Genomic DNA, 19,343 nt, shown 5'->3' with positions numbered 1-19,343 from the left:
CCCAAGCCGTCGCTTCCGCTCGACCTGACGATATCGTGACCGTGCGGCGCTTGCGTAGACGCGCCTCGGGACACGAGAGAAGATTGGCAGCATCGAGCGCGCTCGCCCCCCATCGCTACAGTATTCGTCGAGACCGAGACCCCGTTCAGAAGGGTCGACGCTTCAGGGAAAGTAACGCCATGTCCGATATCGAGACTGCGCGGATTGCGCAGAACCCGCGATTCAAGGAGCTCGTGCACGAACGCACCCGCTTCGGCTGGACGCTGACCATCCTGATGCTGCTGGTTTATTTCGGCTTCATCGGCCTCATCGCCTTCGACAAGTCTCTGCTCGCCCTGAAGATCGGGAGCGCCACGACCTCCCTGGGCCTGATCCTCGGCGTCGCCGTGATCGTCTTCGCCTTCATCCTCACCGGCATCTACGTCCAGCGCGCCAACGGCCGCTTCGACGAACTGACAGCCGCGCTCAAGCGGGACCTCGGCCGATGATCCGCTCAGCCCACCCCATCGCCCTTGGCACCACCCTCGCGGTCATTCTCGCGGGTGCCGCCTATGCGGCCGGCCCCGATATCGGCGCCGTCACGAAAGCCCAGACGAACTGGCCGGCCATCGGCATGTTCGCGTTCTTCGTCCTCTTCACCCTCGGCATCACCTACAAGGCGGCCAAGGGCACGAAGTCGGCCTCCGACTTCTACGCCGCCGGTGGCGGCATCTCGGCCGGCACCAACTCGCTGGCCATCGCCGGCGACTATATGTCGGCCGCCTCGTTCCTCGGCATTTCGGGCCTCGTCTACACCTCCGGCTTCGACGGGCTGATCTACTCCACCGGCTTCCTTGTGGGCTGGCCGATCGTGCTGTTCCTCATTGCCGAGCGCCTGCGCAACCTCGGCAAGTTCACCTTCGCCGACGTGGCGAGCTTCCGCCTCGACCAGACCTCGATCCGCATCATCTCGGCGGTGGGCACCCTCGTCGTGGTGGCGTTCTACCTCATCGCCCAGATGGTCGGCGCGGGGAAGCTGATCCAGCTGCTGTTCGGGCTCGAATACCTCTACGCCGTGGTCATCGTCGGCGTGCTGATGATCGTCTACGTCGCCTTCGGCGGCATGAAGGCGACCACCTGGGTCCAGGTCATCAAGGCCTGCCTGCTGCTGGGGGGCGCCACCTTCATGGCCGGCGCGGTCCTCTACAGATACGGCTTCAACCCCGAGGCCCTGTTCTCGGCCGCCGTCGCCACCCATCCGAAGGGCGACGCCATCATGGCGCCGGGCGGCCTCGTCTCGAACCCGATCGAGGCGATTTCCCTCGGCGTCGGCCTGATGTTCGGCACCGCCGGCCTGCCGCACATCCTGATGCGGTTCTTCACGGTCTCCGACGCCCAGGCCGCCCGCAAGTCGGTGTTCTATGCCACCGGCCTGATCGGCTACTTCTACATCCTCACCTTCATCATCGGCTTCGGCGGCATCGCCCTGCTGATGTCCGACCCGGCCTATTTCAAACTCGATCCGGCCGGCGCCTTCGACAAGCTCAAGGGCATGGTCGGCGGTACCAACATGGTCGCCGTGAACCTCGCCAATGCCGTGGGCGGGCCGTACTTCCTCGGCTTCATCTCGGCGGTGGCTTTCGCCACCATCCTCGCGGTGGTGGCCGGCCTGACCCTCGCCGGCGCATCGGCGGTGAGCCACGACCTCTACGCCAGCGTCATCGCCCGCGGGCGCACCAACGAGGCCTCCGAGGTCCGGCTCTCGAAGATCTCGGCGGTCGTCATCGGAATCGTGGCGATCTATCTCGGCTATGTTTTCGAGAACCAGAACGTCGCCTTCATGGTGGGCCTCGCCTTCTCGGTGGCGGCGAGCTGCAACTTCCCGATCCTCACCATGTCGATCCTGTGGCGGGGCACGACTACCTGGGGCGCCCTCATCGGCGGCTTCGTCGGCCTCTTCGCGGCGGTCGGCATGGTCATCCTGTCGAAGGCGGTGTGGGTGACGACCTTCGGCAATCCGGTGGCGATCTTCCCCTACGACAACCCGGCCCTGTTCTCGATGCCCCTGGCCTTCTTCACGATCTACGTCGTGTCGAAGCTCGACAACACGGCGCGGGCCAAGCGCGAGCGCGCCTTGTTCGACCAGCAGTTCGTGCGCTCGGAGACCGGGATCGGGGCGTCCGGCGCGCACGCCCACTAAACCGTACCAAAAACAGTCTTCGAGACATCGAGAGGGCGCGGCGCGAGCCGCGCCCTTTCTCGTTCGAAGTACCGAGTGCGACGGACGAGCCGGCTGCGGACGGGAAAGTGACACCCGCACACAAAAACGTGAGTATCGCGCGCCTCCGCCGCGTTTTCACTCTTGGGCGAAATCATGGCGTGGGGTAGCGTCGTGTGCTCTCATTTCCGTGAGGGGCAAGACGAATGCTCAACAGAACTTGGCCGACTGCGAACGCCGACGCAGAAGCCCGGTCTGTAAAGTGATGAAAGCCAGGCCTGCAAAAGCCTGGAAGTAAAAAATCCGGAGGAGTCCCCATGTCTGCAACGTCAGCGGTCCCATTACCGAAGGAAGCCGCGCGGCCCATGAGTGCCGGCGAGAAGAAGGTCATCCTGGCCTCCTCGCTCGGCACCGTGTTCGAGTGGTATGATTTCTATCTCTACGGATCGCTCGCCGCGATCATCGGTGCGCAGTTCTTCTCGGCTTATCCGGAAGCCACGCGCAACATCTTCGCCCTGATGGCCTTCGCCGCTGGCTTCCTAGTCCGCCCCTTCGGCGCGCTGGTGTTCGGACGTCTCGGCGATCTGGTGGGCCGCAAGTATACCTTCCTCGTGACGATCCTGATCATGGGCATCTCGACCTTCGTGGTCGGCCTGCTGCCGTCCTACGCGACGATGAACGAGTACGGCGTCGGCTGGGTCGCGCCCGTGGCGCTGCTGGCCTTGCGCATGCTCCAGGGCCTCGCCCTTGGCGGTGAATACGGCGGCGCGGCGGTCTACGTGGCCGAGCACGCTCCCCCCGGGCGTCGCGGCTTCTACACCGCCTTCATTCAGACCACGGCGACCCTTGGTCTCCTGCTGTCGCTGATGGTGATCCTGTTCACGCAGATCTACGTCAACGCGAACTACGCGCCCGTCGCCACCACCCTCGCCGATGGTTCGGCAGGCACGATCACGCCCTTCGCCGCCTGGGGCTGGCGCATTCCGTTCCTGGTCTCGATCGTGCTGCTCGGCGTCTCGGTCTGGATCCGTCTGCAGATGCAGGAAAGCCCGGCCTTCAAGAAGATGAAGGACGAGGGCACCGGCTCGAAGGCGCCGCTCTCGGAGGCGTTCGGCCAATGGCGCAACGCCAAATGGGCGCTCCTCGCACTCCTCGGCCTCACCGCCGGCCAGGCCGTGGTCTGGTACACCGGCCAGTTCTACGCGCTGTTCTTCCTCCAGACGATCCTGAAGGTCGATCAGTTCACCGCCAACGTGCTCATCGCCTGGTCGCTCATCCTCGGCACCGGCGGGTTCCTGTTCTTCGGCGCGCTCTCCGACAAGATCGGCCGCAAGCCGATCATCCTCGGCGGTTGCGTGATCGCGGCACTGACCTTCTTCCCGCTGTTCAAGGCGCTGACCGCAGCCGCCAACCCGGCTCTGCACGCGGCCCAGCAGAGCACGCAGGTGGTGGTGAAGGCCGATCCGGCGGATTGCTCGTTCCAGTTCAATCCGGTGGGAACGGCCAAGTTCACCAATTCCTGCGACATCGCCAAGGCGCTGCTCGCCCGGTCCGCGGTGAACTACACCACCGAGCCGGCCGCTCCCGGCACCAAGGCCACCGTCACCGTCGCCGGCAAGGAGTTCGCCGCCGCCGATCCGGCCTTCACCAAGGACGTGGGCGCGGCCCTCACCGCCTCCGGCTACCCCACCGCCACCAACCCGAGCATCGTGAAGATCGCCATCGAACCGAAGGACGGCCTGTCGAACTTCGCCAAGATGATCGACATCTTCTCGGTCCAGAAGCTGACGATCATCGGAATCCTGACGATCCTCGTCCTCTACGTGACGATGGTCTACGGCCCGATCGCGGCAGCCCTCGTCGAACTGTTCCCGACGCGTATCCGCTACACCTCGATGTCGCTGCCCTACCATATCGGCAACGGCTGGTTCGGCGGCCTGCTGCCAGCCACGGCCTTCGCCATGGTGGCCCAGACCGGCGACATCTATTTCGGCCTCTGGTACCCGATCGTCATCGCCCTCGCGACGGCCGTCATCGGTGCCCTGTTCATCCCCGAGACCAAGGACAGGGACATCTTCACCTGGGACGACCGCCCGGCGCGATAGTCCTCGAATCGAAGCGCCGGACCGGGCTCTCCGATACGGTCCGGCGCGCGACGTAGCACCCTCGATGTGACGCCATGGAAAAGGGCCCCGGATCGCTCCGGGGCCCTTTGTCGTATCGGCCGCGCGTCGCGGAATCCGTCACGTCATGCGTGCTCGGCGGTATCCGCATGGGCCGCCTGCAGGGCGTGATGATCGGCCATCGTTTGCCACGCATAGCGCATGGCGAACTCGGCGACGGCCTCGTCGAAGGCGTCGCCCTTGCCGAGATAGCCGGCGATCATCGCCGCGTCCCCGGAGCGGGCGTGGGCGCGGGCGAGCGTTGTGCCGCAGAGCCGCGCATAGGCTTTGGGGCCGCTCTCGGCGAGGATCTCGGCGACGGCCGAAAGCTTCTTGTTCTTGAGTTGGCGCACATAATAGGAGCGCCCGCTCAGCTCGGAATGGGCGGTGCCGAGGAACATGTCGCTTGCGGCCTGCATGATGCGCTGGCCATCGATCACGCGCTGGCCCTCGGATGCGAGGAAGAACGGGCTCAGGGCGAGCTGACCCAGGACCGAAGGCCGGGCCTCCTTGATCTGCAGGAAGAGCGGCGCGCCATCCGCGTCGGTGTACAATCCCACGGCGCAGACGGTGCCGACCGAGCCGATGCCGACCACCTTGAAGGCGACGTCGCGCTGCATGTAGCGCAGGGTCAGCAGGTTGCGGTCGGCCTGGAGGCTCTGCGGATAGGCGAGCAGCGCGGCGGCCGCTTCCTGCACCGCCTCCGTCAGCCCGTTCGCCCCTTCGTGGAAGATCGTCGGATCCTTGTCGGCGATGCGCCAGAGGGTCGAGTCCGCATGGATGGTCGCCGGGTCGAGATCCGGGGCGTCGCCATGGCTCAGGCCGTCGGCGGTCTCGGCGGCCGCATCGGCCACGAGGCGCCGGCACAGATCCCCGTCGCCGAGACGGCCGATCTCTTCGTCGAGGTCGATGCGGCTGTGCCAGATGGCCAGCGGCGAGAGATACGACAACTCGCGGATGTGCTCGCGATAGGCGCAGACGCTGGCGCGAGCCGCGCGATAGGCCTTGTCCTCGCCCTGGGCGAAGGCGGCGACGGCGACGCTGGCGGCGAGACGCTTCACGTCGATGGTGAAATCGACGTTCCAGAGCGTCTCGTCGAAGTCGTTGATGTCGAACAGGGTCTGGCCCTCGGCGCTGCGATACACGCCGAAATTGCCGATGTGGCAATCGCCGCAGGCCTGGACCGGGATGCCCGGAACCGGAACGCCGGCGAGGTCGGAGGCCATCACCGCGGCGGCCCCGCGCAGGAAGGCGAACGGACTAGCCCGCATCCGCTCGTGGCGCAGGGGAATCAGTTCGAGCAACCGGCCGGCATCGTTCGCCCGCAGGACCGCCAGCGGATCACGGTCTTCGGCCGGATACCAATCGGCATGCGATTCACGGGGGACCGCATCGCGCAAGCGCTTGCCGGCCGCCCGGCGCTCGGCGCGATGGGAGGAAAGGTGCGTGTTGATCATGGAAGAAAGCCTCGACAGGGCGATGCGCGCAGGCCGTTTGCGTGCACACCGCGCGGCATCAGTGCCGGAAGTGGCGGTGTCCTGTAAACACCATGGCGAGGCCGGCCTCGTCGGCAGCCTTGATCACGTCGGCATCCCGCATCGAGCCGCCGGGCTGAATCACCGCCGTGGCGCCGGCCTCCGCCGCCGCGATCAGACCGTCGGCGAAGGGGAAGAACGCGTCCGAGGCCACAACCGAGCCCTTGGCCAGGCTCTCCGCCGCGCCGATGCGTTGTGCGCCCTCCGCCGCTTTCCAGGCGGCGATGCGCGAGGAATCCACCCGCGACATCTGCCCGGCACCGATGCCCACGGTGGCTCCGTTACGGGCGTAGACGATGGCATTCGACTTGACGTGCTTGGCGACGCGGTAGGCGAAGCGCAGGTCGGCATATTCCTGCGCCGTGGGCTCGCGCTTCGTCACCACCTTCAGCGTCATGTCGTCGACCACGGCCGCGTCGCGGCCCTGGACCAGGATGCCGCCGGCGAGGTTGCGCATGGCGAAGCCCTTGGCACGCGGGTCGGGAAGGCCGCCCGCGAGAAGGAGACGCAGGTTCTTCTTGGCCGCGACGAGGGCGATCGCCTCCTCGGTGGCGTCCGGCGCAATGATCACCTCGGTAAAGATCTCGACGATTCGCGCGGCCGATTCGGCATCCAGGGTGCGGTTGAGGGCGACGATGCCGCCGAAGGCCGAAGTCGGGTCGCAGGCGAGCGCCCGCTCATAGGCCTCTGCCAGGGTTTCGCCTTCGGCGACGCCGCAGGGGTTGGCATGCTTGATGATCGCCACCGCGGCGGCGCGGGCCGGGTCGAACTCGGCGACGCATTCATAGGCCGCATCGGTGTCGTTCAGGTTGTTGTAGGACAGCTCCTTGCCCTGGAGCTGGCGGGCGCTCGCTACGCCAGGCCGAACGAGGCCGGGCGTCCGGTAGAAGGCCGCCGATTGATGCGGGTTCTCGCCGTAGCGCAGGGATTGGGCGAGGGTGCCGCCGAAGGCACGGAAGGCGGGGGCCTCCTCCATCTCCACATGGTCGGCGAGCCAGGCGGCAATGGCGGAATCGTAGGAGGCGGTGCGGGCGAAGGCCTTCTGCGCCAGCCGCCTGCGGGTCGCCGCACCCAGCGTGCCGTTGCCGGCTTCGAGCTCCGAGAGAATGGCGCCGTAATCGGCCACATCCACCACCACCGCCACGTCGGCATGATTCTTGGCAGCCGCGCGGATCATCGCCGGGCCGCCGACATCGATGTTCTCCACCGCGTCGTCATAGGCGCAGGGTTTCGCGATCGTCGCCTCGAACGGATAGAGATTGACCACGAGGAGGTCGATGGCGCCGATACCGTGGGCGGCCAGCGCCGCCTGATGCTCGGGATCGTCGCGCACCGCGAGGAGACCGCCATGCACCGCCGGGTGCAGGGTCTTCACCCGCCCGTCCATCATCTCGGGAAAGCCGGTGATCTCGGCGACTTCCGTGACCGGCAGGCCCGCCTCGCTCAAGGCCCGGTGCGTGCCGCCCGTGGAGACAAGGGCGACGCCGCGCTCGGACAGCGCGCGGGCGAAATCCACGAGGCCCGTCTTGTCGGAGACGGAGAGGAGTGCGCGGGCAACCCGCGCCTGATCATGCGACATTGTCGAGAACCGTCCGGCACAGGGCAGATTCTGCCCCTGAAACGCGGCGGGTACCACAGATGGCGCCCTATCGGCTACCGCGCGGCCTCATCGGCCACCGGAGCCTCGAGCCGGGCGGGTTTGTTCCGCCCCGGCGCCTGCGCAAGGTGCAGGAACCGCCAACGCACCCGGGTGCCCTCCCCGGCGGTGACGTAGAGGACGATCTGGTCTGTCCGCCGCGCACCCGTCAGACCCGCGAAATACACGCTTTCTTCCAAGGCGATGGCCGCGCCGTCGGCCTCGAACCGCCAGACTTCTCCCAGCGGCGAGGCTAGGTCGACCCCTCCGCCCTCGGCCGCATTGGCCGCGATGGCGGGATGCAGGTGGAAGCGGATCGCCGCCTCCGGCGGACGCAGCCGGATGCGGTTGCCCTTGTGGGCGACGGCTACGAAGGCATCCTCGCCTTCGAGCCCGGCCCCGTCGGGGAGGAGGCACCAGCGCCGCTCATGGACGATGCCGAACTCGGCGGCATAGCCGTCATGGCGGCCGGCAAGGATCAGCGAGCCGTTATCGCTCGTCCGCTCGGACTTGACCGCGCGCGGGCCGCGCACCAGCACGGGGCCGATCCGTTTGATGAGCCAATCGGCGGCGAAACGGCTGCCCACTCCCTCGCTGGCGCCGAGGAAACGGCAGGATGAGGAATCCCCAACCGTCGCGGTGGAATGGGCGGCGGTGCTGCGGGCAAGGCGCCGCAATTCCGGGCCGCTCGCCGGCAGGCCGCAATTGATCACCACCCGCTGGGGGCCGCTCGACATCTCGAAGGAGAGGCAGCCGGCCCCGGCATTCATCGAAAAGGGTAGCGGCGGCGGCGCACCCACATCGGCGACCACGACGACGCGGCCGCTCTCCAGCCGCTCGTATCCGGAATTCGGCGCATGCATCATCGGCTGCGCCAGAGCGCCGTCATAAACCAGCAGGGTGGCGAGGTGGTCCGCCGCCGTGGCGCCCATACCGTTGAAATGGCTCAGGGACGCATCGCCGTGGCGCAGGAGCCGCAGCAGCGGCAGCATCCGATCGATGGCATGGAGCAAGGCCACCGGCGGATCGAGGCTCCGGCTAAGGAAGCTCTGGCGCAGGGGCAGGAGATCGAGAAGGAGTTCCATGGCGAAGCGCGGGTCGCGGCTGCGATGGCCGCCATCCGCCATGATCTGACGGTCGAGTTCCCGCGACAGGATGCGCGTGGCCCGGCGCAGGATCGGCTGGATGCCGTCGCAGCATAGACCGGCATAACACAGGGCCACCACCGCCAGGAGCCGCGATTGCGGCGGTAGGCCCCGGCGCAGGGAGCGTTCGAGGTCTCTTGCGCCGCGCCCGACCGCCTTGAGGAATGCCTGGTAGAAGGCGTGGTCCGCTCCCTCCAGAACGAGGGGCGACTGGCACAGGAAGGAGATCAGCCGCCGCGCGGCAACGGGCACGGGGGCGGCCCGGGCCTCGTCGCCACGGCCGGCGATGAAATCCGCCACGAAAGCGCGGGCATTGGCTCTGGCCAGCGCCGTGTCGGCGGCGCGCAGGTGGCGCAGCCAGCCGAAACCGTAGAACGCATCCGCCCATTCCGGCGAGGGCGGCGCATAATCGAAGGGCGACCGGCCGCTCACTGAAAGGGAGCGCCCCGCGAACACGAAGAGGCCGGCATAGATATCGTCGGCGAAGGTGGCATCGCTCGTGCGCAGATCGTGCGGGGCGATCACCAGGGCGCTGACACGGGCGCGCGCCAGCAGGTCCGGGCTCGCGGTCAAGCGTGCGGAGACGCCCCGCGCCGAGCGCGCGATCTCACGCCCGACGAGCCGATAGAAACGCCAACGATCAGCCCCCCAACCCACGCACGCCTTTCCTCCAGCACCGCGACCCGGATGGCAATTGTGCCGGATGTCGTCCCATCGGGAAGCTAAGCCGTGCCTATTAACCAACAATTAAGGATGCCGATACTCGTCGCACCGCCTCGTGGCCTCTCCGCTCGGGATTTCCCCCTCCGGAGTGGCGCCGCGCACAGGGGAACGGCCGGGCACCGCCACGGCCCAACGAACTGTATTTTTTGGCCAGCTCGGCCGGAACGGTTGAATGCTGCACAGGTTATACACAGCGTCCAGCGAGTTTCGTTCCTGCAGCCTCCAGCAATGGCAGTGTGCCTGTGACTGTCATCCCTGTCTTCAAGCGCGCCGGGCTCTTGATGTCTGCCGCAGCGTTATTGTGCACGTCTAGCGCCGCTATGGCCCAGAACGCTCAAGACCGTGGTCTCGGCGGCCTGTTCGAGGCGTTGTTCTCTCCGGCCCGCCCCGCGGTGGAAGCGCAGCAACCCGCTCCCGCGATCGAGGTCCAGCAGAGATCCTTCACGATCCGACGGGAGGCGAGCCGCCCGCGCCCGAAGATCCGCTACGCCGCCCTACCGAAGAGCGAGCCGCTGCAGCTCCAGATCGGCGACCGCCAGACGCCGATCCCGCTCTCCTCCGGGCCGATGGCCGCCCTCCTCAAGGATCCGACCCTGCGCCCCGGCGACATCGTCGTGCTGAAGGATGGCGCCCGCGTCTTCACCGGCAACGAGGAGAAGACCCACACCGTGCGGGATTTCGAGCCGGTGAGCCGCTCCGCCTCGGTCGACCGCAAGACCAAGGCGCTCCTGTCCATGATGATCGCTCCCGTCGGCGCACTGCCGCCCGACGAGGTACGCAAATTCATGGCGCGGCTGAAAAAATCCGCACCCGCTGGCGAAATGAACGGCGACGCTCAGGTCCAGACCGTCTCCATGCGGGTGATCACGCCGTAAGGCGGACGCCTACCGCAGATACGTCACGCTGTACAAAGTCCGCCGCAACTCGCTCTCGGTGACCCAGATGCGACCGTTGTCGCAGCGTTCGCGGATGCCGTCGCGCATGCGGCCGCAATATTCGCCGGTATTGTCCTGAATTCGATACTGGCAGACGCTCCCGGCCCTGCGGCGGGCGATGACCGGGCTCGCATGGTCGGCGAAGAGGTCGGGATCCTTCGGGTCGCGATCTTCCAGCAGATACCAGCTGTAGCCCACGGTCGGCACGCGGCCATGGTCGAGGGCGTAGTCGACCATGGCGAGGATGCGGTCGAGCTTCGGCTTACTCGGATGGCGGCCGGATTCGAGCATGTCAGCGAAATCGGCCTGGCTTGCCGCCACACGGTAGGAGACGGGCAGGAGCGGCACCGGTAGCGGCGTGCGGCGGCAGACCGACTCCACATGGGCGATCCAGGCCGCGTTGAACGGATCGGCCCGCCGCCCGCGCAGATGGGTCGCGGTGGCGGCCACAGCGCGAAAGCTCTGGCGCGTCGGGCGAAGCGTCGTCCGGTAGCGCAGCGCGCGTAATGTCGGCATCACGTAGCGATAGCCATCGTTGGACGGCAGGTCGCGGTCCTCGCAATAGCCGTCGATATTGTAGAGGAGCGCCGCCGTATCCTCCTCGCCACCCTCGATCTTGTCGAAATACGGCTCCAGGGCCGGGTTACCGTCCTTGGTGACCTCGGCCGTGTTGCGGCTCCAGGCGATGTCGGCCCGGTGGGCGGGATGCACGCGCAGATGGCGTTTCAGATGCGGATCCGGGATCGCCTCCAGCTTTGTGGGATCGCCGAAGTAGAACTTCGTCGCCACGTCGAGGGGCGAGACGGATTTGCCGATCCGGTGCGAGATCATGTCCGCCGTGGCGTAGGCGAAGCAGATCGCGCTCTCGCCCTGGTTCAAGGGCAAGTCTTTCGGCGAGGGCGAGATGCCGACATCGCGGGTGCCGGTATGGATCTCGAACGGGATCGTCACCGACACCGGGGCGCAGGCGGGATTGCGGGCATAGGCCGGCGCGGCCGGCAGGATGCGGCGGTCGATCCCGTCGGCCTCGGCCTGGCCCACGAGCGACAGGGCCGCGATCAGACCGGCGAGGGCATCGCGAAAGGCCCGCACCGCGCCCCTTAAGCCTTCCGAACCAGTCGGCTCGCGAAGAATCCGTCGATCCCGCCCCGAACCACCGGGGGGGCTCCTTCGCCGCCTGCCGTCTCGCCGGACAGGTGAGAGGGCAACGTCCGAAGATCGCCGTCGCCGTTGATGAGCTCGCCGAGGCCTCCGACCTCATCGGAGCGGATTGGAAGCCGTTCGAAAGCCGGATTGCGTGCGAGGAAGGCCGCGACCTGCCCCTCGCCTTCCTCGGGCTCCAGCGAGCAGGTGCAATAGACGAGACGCCCCCCCGGCTTCACCAGGGTGGCGGCACGATCGAGCAAGCGGCGCTGCAGCAATCCGAGACGCCCTACATCCCCGCCGGCCTTCGTCCAGGCGACGTCGGGATGGCGGCGGATGGTGCCGGTGGCCGAACAGGGCGCGTCGAGCAGCACGGCGTCGAATGTATCGGCGTCGGCCTCGGGCAATTGGGTGGCGTCGCCGACGCGGATCTCGGCTTTCAGCCCGAGGCGGGCGAGGTTCTCGGACAGACGTTCGAGACGCGGGGCCGAACGGTCCACGGCCACGACCTCCGCTCCCGTGGCGGCGAGCTGGGCAGTCTTGCCGCCTGGAGCCGCACAGAGATCGGCCACGCGATCTCCCGGCCCGACCGCGAGCAGGCGCGCCGGGATGGCGGCGGCGGCGTCCTGCACCCACCACGCGCCCTCGCCGTAGCCGGGCAGTTCCGAGACAGTCGAGCGGACCTCGTGCAGGCGGATGCTGCCGGTGGGCAGGGCGACGCCGCCGAGGCGCTCGGCCCATTCCACCACGGAACCTCGCGGCGTGATGTCGAGGGCGGCGCCGGAGAGATGGGCCGAGGCGATGGCCCGTGCCGTGTCGGGTCCGTAGGCGGCGCTCCAGCGGGCGGCGAGCCAGTCCGGGGTGTTCTGCGCCAGGGGATCGGACGCCTCGGCCGCGATGGCGTCCCGCTCACGGATCACCCGGCGCAGGATGGCGTTCACGAGGCCGGGCGTGTGCTGCAGGTAGGGGTCGCCCTTGGCGATGCGGACCGAGAGATCGACGGCGGCATGGTCCGGCACGTTGAGATCGAGGATCTGGACGGCGCCGGTGACGAGGAGGGCTACCAGCCTCGGCTGGTCCGGCGGCAGGCCCTGGGTCATGCGGGCGGCCAGCATTCGCCGCAGGAAGCCGAGTCGGCGGAAGGTGGCGGTGGCGATGGCCCGCGCCAGCGATGCGTCGGCGGCGTCCAGGCCGGCATCGAGGCCCGCCTTGGCCAGGGCATCCTCGAGGGCGAAGGCGCGGCCCTGGACGAGGAGATCGGCCACGGCGGCATGGGCCACCTGCCGGGCGGCGAGGCCCGGAACCGTGCGGTCGATCGTCGTCGTCGGCCCGTCCGCGTTGCGGCGTGTCGCCATGAATGCCACTTTCCGTGTCCGAGGCCCGGTCACCCGGAGCCAGTCCCAACGGATGCCCTCCCATCCGGCCCACCGAGATGCAAGCCATGACGACGCCCGACGACGCGGAAAACGCCGAGATCCCGCCCCGCCCCGCTCTGACACCTGCCGCGACGCGGGCCCTGGCCGAGGCCGCCGACCGACGCGCTTCCATCGACGCGAAGGCCGCGGAGATCTCCGCCGCCCGCGAGCGCCAGGGCCGTGGCGGCCTGGAGCCCGTCCGTTACGACGATTGGGAAGTCAAAGGCATCGCCGTCGACTTCTGACAGCGGGTTCAGCGCGTGACGTAGACCTGCGTGCCCACGGAGACGCGCCCGTAGAGATCGACCACGTCCTGGTTGTACATCCGGATGCAGCCGTAGGACGCGTAGGTGCCCACAGAGTTCGGGCGGTTGGTGCCATGGATGGCATATTCGCCGCCGGCCAGGGTCATCGCCGCCGCGCCCATCGGGTTGTGCGGCGAGCCGCCGGCGATCACGTCGGGCAGGCGCGGGTTGTCGCGCTTGACCTCGCGCGGCGGCGACCAGGCCGGCTCGACATACTTGCCGTCGATCTTGGTGGCGCCGGTCCATTGCTTGCCGGGCTTGCCCACCGCCACGGGATAGCGGATCGCCGTGCCGTCGCCGTTGACGAGGTAGAGCCGGCGCTCCGAGGTGCGGACCACGACCGTGCCGGGCATGACGGCCTGGTCGAAGGCAACGAGTTCACGGGACGCGACCGGTGTCGCGGCAAACCCCACACTCAAGACTGTTCCGGCCAAATAAGCAGCGAACCCATTACGCGCGAACATCTGTCGTCATCTCCGAAAGCGTGACCGTGAGCTTCACGATAAGCAGCGATCGAGATTGCCGTTCCGGTTACCGGAGGGGTTCATGGGCCGGATACGCACCGGAATGATGGAGCGCGGTTAAACGGCGCCCCTCACGCTCGCGCTAAAGGCGAGCGATCCGATTAGGCTTTGATAAAGGCTCGCCGCGCTCACCGCTCCAGCAGGACGGAAGCCGTTTCGTCGCGCTCCTGCCAGCCGTGCCGGACGAGTTCGGGATCGTCGTGCTCCTCCACCGGATAGCCGACGCAGAGATAGGCGACGAGGCGCCAGGAGGCGGGAACATCGAGATGGGACGCGACGCAATCGGGCTCGATGATCGACACCCAGCCGACGCCAAGGCCGTGCGCCCGCGCGGCGAGCCAGAAGGTGTGCACCGCCGTGACAACCGAGTAGCGCAGCATTTCCGGCATGGTGACGCGGCCAAGCCCGAACCCGTTCTTCGTACTCTCATCGCAGAAGATCGCGAGATGGATGGGTGCCTCGCGCAGGCCGGCGAGTTTCAGGCGGGTATAGGCCTCGCGGCGCTCGTGATCGTAGGTCTCGGCCGCCGCGTCGTTGCAGCGCTCGAAACTCGCGGTCACCGCCCCGCGCCGCGCAGGGTCGGCGACACGGACGAAACGCCAGGGCTGGCTGTTGCCCACGGACGGGCTCAGCATGGCCAGGGCGAGGCAACGCTGGAACACCGCCTCCTCGACGGGATCGCTCCGAAAGCGGCGCACGTCGCGACGCCACGCGAACAGCTCAGCGAGCCTCTCGCGAAAGCCGGGATCGAACGTCACCAAGATCTGCTGACCAACCACTGCCATCCCTTGTCGACGAGGCCGCCTCGGCTGCTCGCCTCTGTCAGCCGCCGTCGTGGAGAGTGGCAAGAGAATGCGAAGGGCCGCCGGGGCCATCGGAGGGGATTTTTAGACCAGACCACGCCGGTATGGCAGAAAAAAAGGCCGCACTCCGGAGAGGCGGCCTGAAGTCCTTGGGTCTCGAAACCTCTGGAGTGTCGTTCCCGTGACATCGGCAGGCTCCCGAAAGCTGGGGAGCATGGATATCGGCCGCCCGACCGAGCACGGAACCGACGAGGTTCGGCCACAGGTATCATCGTCTATCGAGGCCGACGATGGGCCATAACGCGGCGAAATCGTGACGTTGTGTTGCCGGTCCGTGGCCGGTGTCAGCGCGCACTTGGCGGTCGGCCGGGCTTGCAGGCTCGGAGCGGGAGGCCCATCATTCCTCCTTTGCGGCACCCGTCGGATCGCCGAAACCGAGGAGCGAGGATGGACGAGAGGACCGGAGTCGAGCCGCGATCGCAGGATTCCACCGGCCGCGTCGTGCCGTTTCCGACGGCTCCGGTGGTGCCACAGGTCGCGTTCGACCGCTCCGAGCTCAGGACCCTGTTCAACCTCTACGGTCGCATGGTCTCGGCCGGAGAATGGCGAGACTACGCCCTCGACTTCCGCCGGGACAAGGCGGTGTTCTCGATCTACCGCCGCTCGTCCGAGACACCCCTGTTCCGAGTGGAGAAAGACCCCAAGCTCGCGCGCCGGCAGGGCGCCTTTTCGGTGATCTCCGCCGCCGGCATCGTGCTCAAGCGCGGACACGACCTCGCCCGTGTCCTGGCAGCGCTGGAAAAGCCCCTTCGCGTTGTATGATCGCCCCGTCACGGGATGAAGAACGGGACCGCCTCCCAACGGATAGGAGGCCAACCCCATCGCCGCGCGCCGATGGAATACAGGGCACCGAGCACGAGCAGCGTGGCGATACCGGCGATGACGGCGGCGCCGAAGCCGGCCCCTGCGCCGGTGCCGATCGCGGCGACGACGCTCACGCCGACGACGGCGTAGGTCGGCACGTCGCTCGGAGCCGGCGTCTCCCGCCCCAAGCCCCGCCCGATCTTCGGCACCACCGGTTTACCCACCGCGACATCCTCGCATGACCGCCGCAACGGAAACGAAAAAAAGGCCCCGGCGTTTCCGCCGAGGCCTTCGATCCGCGTTCCGGTGGCTCGCTCAGCGGCGGTCGCCGAGGAGCTGGAGCAGGAACTGGAACATGTTGATGAAGTCCAGGTAGAGGGTCAGAGCGCCGTTCACCGACAGCTTGGCCGCGCCTTCGGCATCGGCACCGCTGTAGAGGAACATCTCCTTGAGCTTCTGCGTGTCGTAGGCGGTGAGACCCGCGAAGATCAGTACACCCAGCACCGAGATAGCGAACTGAAGCGCGCTCGAGGCCAGGAAGATGTTCACGATCGAGGCGATGAAGAGGCCGATCACGCCCATGATCAGGAACGAGCCCATCCCCGAGAGGCTGCGCTTCGTGGTGTAGCCGTAGAGGCTGAGACCGCCGAACGTCGCCGCAGTGATGAAGAACACCCGAACCACGCTGGCGCCGGTAAAGACGAGCAGCAGGGTCGACATCGACGCGCCCATCACCGCCGCGAAGGCGAAGAAGGTCATGCGTGCCGAGGAGGCGGACATCTTGTCCATCCGCATCGTGAAGATGAAGATGAACGCGAGGGGTGCCAGCATCAGGACCCACTTGAGCGGGCTGGTGTAGAGCATCTGGCCGAACGGGGTCAGCGCGAGCTTGCCCGTGGCCGTCTGAGCGGTGGCGGCCATATTCAGGCCGAGGGCCACGAGGCCGGAAATCCCGAGGCCGACGATCATGTTGTTGTAGACGCCGAGCATGAAGCTGCGCAGCCCCTGGTCGACATCGACCTGGGAGCCGGCATAGCCCTGGGGCTGGGCGCCGTAGCGGAAGGGACTGTTATCGAATGCCATGGGAGATTCCCTTGGAAGCTCTCTCAGCGTGTGATTTGGAACCGAGGCTCACGCACAGGACCTCTGGCACGTGACCGCGCCTTGAGCCGAAATATGTTCCGTCATGCCGCTCCGCACAAGGGGGCGGTCGAGCTTTGGAGCCCCGGAATCACGTCTCCTGACCTCGATCTTTATTTGAATGAGGGCGGATTAAATCTCGTTCATCATCCGCGCGGCAAACCAGAGCTATAGTGACAGGTCATAAACTATGATTTCGGCGTCGTCTTTCTCCTTCGACGAAGAGGCGGACGACCGTCCCGCCTCAGAACTGTCGCAGGTAGGGAGCCGGTTTCTGACCGAGGATGCGCCACGTCCCGGCCAGTCCGAGGACGATCGCGAAAACCACCGCGAGGGTGGATGCGACGAGGGCACCGGAGAGGTCCAGGGCGAAGTCGAGCTTCATCACGCGGGTGACGATGGTCCAGCCCGCAAGCGTGCCGGCGAGGAGCCCGAACAGGGCGGTGGCGATGCCGAGCGCGCCGTATTCCAGCGTATACGCCAGGAGCAGGCGCCCGCGCGTGGCGCCGAGAACCTTCAGCACCACGGCGTCGTACAGCCGGGCGCGGTGTCCCGCCGCGATGGCGCCGGCGAGCACGAACAGGCTTGCTACCACGGCCACGCCGCTGGCGGCGCGAATCGCCAGGACCAGCTTGCCGACGATGTCGTTGACCGTGTCGAGGGCGTCCTTCACCCGCACGCTGGTCACCGACGGAAAGGCGCGGGCGACGTCGCGCAGGATCAGGGCCTCGGTCTTGGCATCCGACCCGCCAGCAAGGGTCAGGGTGGCGAGGTCCGAATGCGGCGCGCCCCTGAAGGTACCGGGCGAGAAGACCATGACGAAATTGATGCCGAGGTTGCGCCATTCGACCTTGCGCAGGTTCGCGACTTTGGCCGTCAGATTCCGCCCCAGAACGTTGACCGTGACGGTGCCGCCGACCCCGAGATTCAGCGCCCGGCCGAGCTCCGCATCGAAGGACACCAGCGGCTTCGCGCCTTCCTCGGCGCTCCACCAGGCGCCATCGACGAGGTTTGAGCCTTCCGGCAGATCGTCGGAATAGGTGATGCCGCGGTCGCCATCGAGTACCCAGGCGGCATCCTCCGGCGGCTTGATGGCGGCGGCGGGGGTGCCGTTGATGGCCACGATTCGCCCGCGCATCATCGGCACACGCTCGATCTTCGCCCCGGGCGCGAGCCTGCCGAGCTCCGCATGGAACCCGTTGGCCTCCGCCGCCGGAATATCGAGGAAGAACAGGTTCGGCGCACGTGCCGGCAGCGAACTCGTCAGCGTCCGCCGGACATTGGCGTCGATCAGGCTCAGCGTCACCAGCAGGGTCACGCCGAGCCCGAGCGACAGGACGATGGCGGGCGTGAGCGCACCGGGACGGTGGAGGTTGGCCAGCGCCAAGCGGGGCGCCGCCGAGCGCGGCCGGGGCAGACGTCGCGCCACTGCCATGAGGCCGAGGGCGACGAGGCGCAGAAGCCCGAAGGCAAGGCCGGCCGCCACGATGAACATCAGCGCCACCCTGCGGTCGAAGGCCGTGGCAAGTGCCAGCGCCACCAGGGCGCCAAGCGCCGCGACGAGGATCAGCCGGTAGCGAAGCCGCGTCTTTCGGGTGTCGGGATCGACCACGTCCCGGAACAGGCCGGAGACCGGTACGTCATGGGCGTGGCCCAGGGGAATGATGGCGAAGGCGAGCGCGGTGAGGAGACCGTAGGCGGCGGCGAGCAGCAGTTCCCCCGGCGCCAGGGTCGGGTTCAACGGCAGCGGCAGCGCATCGTGGAACAGGCCATCGAGGAGGAAGGGCAGGCCTGCCCCGATGACGAGGCCGATCACGGTGCCGAGCCCTGCGATGAGCATCACCTGCGTGAGGTACAGGGCGACCACTTGCCCCCCCGGCGCACCGACGCTCTTCAGGGTGGCGATGGACCCGCGCTTTCTCGCCACGAAGGCATTGACGGCATTGGCGACGCCGACCCCGCCGACGATGAGCGCCGTGAGGCCGACCAGGGTGAGGAACTGCGTGAAGCGCTCGACGCTCTTGGCGAAACGCGGATCGGCATTGGACCGCGAGCGCATCTCCCAACCGGCATCCGGCGCCGCCTTGGCGACGGCCGCTATCCGCCGCTCCAGCTCCGCGTCGTCGGCCTCCGGCGCCTGGATGCGGTAGCTCCAGCGGTTGAGGCTGCCCGGTCGGATCAGCCCGGTCGCCTGGAGCGTTGCGGCGGAGGCGAGGAGGCGGGGGCCGAACCCGATGCCGTTGGCGATCTTGTCCGGTTCGGCGACCAGGATGGCCCGGATCGCCACCGGCTTGCCCGCGATCTCGATCCGGTCGCCGATCTTAAGGTCGAGACGCGTGAGCAGGACCGGATCGGCGACGGCGCCGTATACCCCATCCTTCTCCGCCAGCAGATCGGAGAGCGGCGCTGCGGGATCGGTGACGAGGTCTCCGGCAGCAGGATACGCGCCGTCCACCGCCTTGAGTTCCACCAGGGCCACGCCCTTGTCGCCGGCCAGAGCCATCGCCCGCAGGGTCGTCACCACCGAGACCTTGCCCTGCGCGTCGAGGGCCGCTCGCTCGTCGGGCGTCGCCTCGCGGTTGATCAGGCTGTAGGTCAGGTCGCCGCCGAGGATGCGCTTGCCCTCGCGGCCGAGACCGTCCGTGAGCGAGCGTGAGATCGAGGCGACCCCGGCAATGGCCGCGACGCCCAACGCAATGCAGGCGAGGAACACGGCGAAACCGGCCAGCCCGGCGCGCAGCTCGCGGAAGGCGAGGCGCAGGGTGAGCGGGACGCGGCTCGGCTTCGGAGCGGGGCGAGGCAGGGTGCCATGCATG

16 protein-coding genes are annotated in these 19,343 nt (G+C 67.6%); 6 read left to right on the top strand and 10 right to left on the bottom strand.

From position 1 onward, the window contains the following. Nucleotides 1-179 precede the first annotated feature (179 nt). From K368_RS0108780 to K368_RS0108770, 3 genes are all read left to right on the top strand, one after another. Complete coding sequence (locus K368_RS0108780; protein WP_018045146.1) at nt 180-488, top strand: DUF485 domain-containing protein; 309 nt, start codon at nt 180-182, stop codon at nt 486-488. After that, entirely contained in the window at nt 485-2,179 is a 1,695-nt protein-coding gene (locus tag K368_RS0108775; protein WP_036266124.1) for a cation acetate symporter, read from the top strand. The genes K368_RS0108780 and K368_RS0108775 overlap by 4 nt, the downstream gene beginning before the upstream one ends. Nucleotides 2,180-2,562: 383 nt before the next feature. Beyond that, nucleotides 2,563-4,302 carry an MFS transporter gene (locus tag K368_RS0108770; protein ID WP_027172061.1) on the top strand — a complete coding sequence of 580 codons (1,740 nt, stop codon included), beginning with the start codon at nt 2,563-2,565 and terminating at the stop codon, nt 4,300-4,302. 143 nt (nt 4,303-4,445) lie between these two features. Here K368_RS0108770 and K368_RS0108765 read toward each other — a convergent pair whose 3' ends face one another. From K368_RS0108765 to K368_RS24285, 3 genes are all read right to left on the bottom strand, one after another. Beyond that, nucleotides 4,446-5,816 carry a DUF2252 domain-containing protein gene (locus K368_RS0108765; protein WP_027172060.1) on the bottom strand — a complete coding sequence of 457 codons (1,371 nt, stop codon included), beginning with the start codon at nt 5,814-5,816 and terminating at the stop codon, nt 4,446-4,448. A gap of 58 nt (nt 5,817-5,874) precedes the next feature. Beyond that, nucleotides 5,875-7,473: a bifunctional phosphoribosylaminoimidazolecarboxamide formyltransferase/IMP cyclohydrolase gene (purH, locus tag K368_RS0108760; RefSeq protein ID WP_027172059.1), complete on the bottom strand. Its 1,599-nt coding sequence runs from the start codon at nt 7,471-7,473 to the stop codon at nt 5,875-5,877. Between the two features lie 74 nt (nt 7,474-7,547). Then, complete coding sequence (locus K368_RS24285) at nt 7,548-9,332, bottom strand: heparinase II/III family protein (protein WP_036266121.1); 1,785 nt, start codon at nt 9,330-9,332, stop codon at nt 7,548-7,550. Nucleotides 9,333-9,718: 386 nt separating this feature from the next. Between K368_RS24285 and K368_RS0108750 the strand changes: the two genes are divergently transcribed. Then, entirely contained in the window at nt 9,719-10,273 is a 555-nt protein-coding gene (locus K368_RS0108750; protein WP_027172058.1) for a hypothetical protein, read from the top strand. 9 nt (nt 10,274-10,282) lie between these two features. Here the strand turns inward: K368_RS0108750 and K368_RS0108745 are convergent, their stop codons facing one another. Further along, nucleotides 10,283-11,425 (bottom strand): hypothetical protein, encoded by a 1,143-nt coding sequence (locus tag K368_RS0108745; protein WP_027172057.1) that lies wholly within the window; start codon nt 11,423-11,425, stop codon nt 10,283-10,285. Between the two features lie 8 nt (nt 11,426-11,433). Further along, nucleotides 11,434-12,831: an RsmB/NOP family class I SAM-dependent RNA methyltransferase gene (locus K368_RS0108740; RefSeq protein ID WP_027172056.1), complete on the bottom strand. Its 1,398-nt coding sequence runs from the start codon at nt 12,829-12,831 to the stop codon at nt 11,434-11,436. Between the two features lie 86 nt (nt 12,832-12,917). On the opposite strand from K368_RS0108740, the gene K368_RS0108735 reads away from it, so the two are divergent. Further along, nucleotides 12,918-13,136 (top strand): DUF1674 domain-containing protein, encoded by a 219-nt coding sequence (locus tag K368_RS0108735; RefSeq protein WP_027172055.1) that lies wholly within the window; start codon nt 12,918-12,920, stop codon nt 13,134-13,136. Between the two features lie 8 nt (nt 13,137-13,144). Here the strand turns inward: K368_RS0108735 and K368_RS0108730 are convergent, their stop codons facing one another. Together K368_RS0108730 and bluB are read right to left on the bottom strand one after the other, a co-directional pair. Further along, nucleotides 13,145-13,660 carry a L,D-transpeptidase gene (locus K368_RS0108730; RefSeq protein ID WP_027172054.1) on the bottom strand — a complete coding sequence of 172 codons (516 nt, stop codon included), beginning with the start codon at nt 13,658-13,660 and terminating at the stop codon, nt 13,145-13,147. A 188-nt stretch (nt 13,661-13,848) separates the two neighbouring features. After that, on the bottom strand, nt 13,849-14,505 hold the full coding sequence (gene bluB / locus K368_RS0108725) for a 5,6-dimethylbenzimidazole synthase (RefSeq protein ID WP_027172053.1): 657 nt from the start codon (nt 14,503-14,505) through the stop codon (nt 13,849-13,851). A 465-nt stretch (nt 14,506-14,970) separates the two neighbouring features. Here bluB and K368_RS0108720 point away from each other — a divergent pair, with 465 nt between their 5' ends. Then, the gene (locus tag K368_RS0108720) at nt 14,971-15,345 is read left to right on the top strand and encodes a DUF2794 domain-containing protein (RefSeq protein WP_027172052.1); all 375 of its coding nucleotides are present in this window, start codon (nt 14,971-14,973) and stop codon (nt 15,343-15,345) included. Nucleotides 15,346-15,353: 8 nt separating this feature from the next. On the opposite strand, the gene K368_RS0108715 is transcribed toward K368_RS0108720, so the two are convergent. The 3 genes from K368_RS0108715 to K368_RS0108705 form a co-directional block, all read right to left on the bottom strand. Further along, nucleotides 15,354-15,611: a hypothetical protein gene (locus K368_RS0108715; protein ID WP_245259541.1), complete on the bottom strand. Its 258-nt coding sequence runs from the start codon at nt 15,609-15,611 to the stop codon at nt 15,354-15,356. A gap of 91 nt (nt 15,612-15,702) precedes the next feature. Continuing rightward, entirely contained in the window at nt 15,703-16,470 is a 768-nt protein-coding gene (locus K368_RS0108710; RefSeq protein ID WP_027172050.1) for a Bax inhibitor-1/YccA family protein, read from the bottom strand. A 301-nt stretch (nt 16,471-16,771) separates the two neighbouring features. Continuing rightward, nucleotides 16,772-19,342 carry an ABC transporter permease gene (locus K368_RS0108705; RefSeq protein ID WP_027172049.1) on the bottom strand — a complete coding sequence of 857 codons (2,571 nt, stop codon included), beginning with the start codon at nt 19,340-19,342 and terminating at the stop codon, nt 16,772-16,774. Nucleotide 19,343 lies beyond the last annotated feature (1 nt).

The organism is Methylobacterium sp. 10 (assembly GCF_000519085.1).
GTDB lineage: Bacteria > Pseudomonadota > Alphaproteobacteria > Rhizobiales > Beijerinckiaceae > Methylobacterium.
Note: the sequence above shows the minus strand (reverse complement) of the source record. Positions and strands in the feature narration are given on the sequence as shown.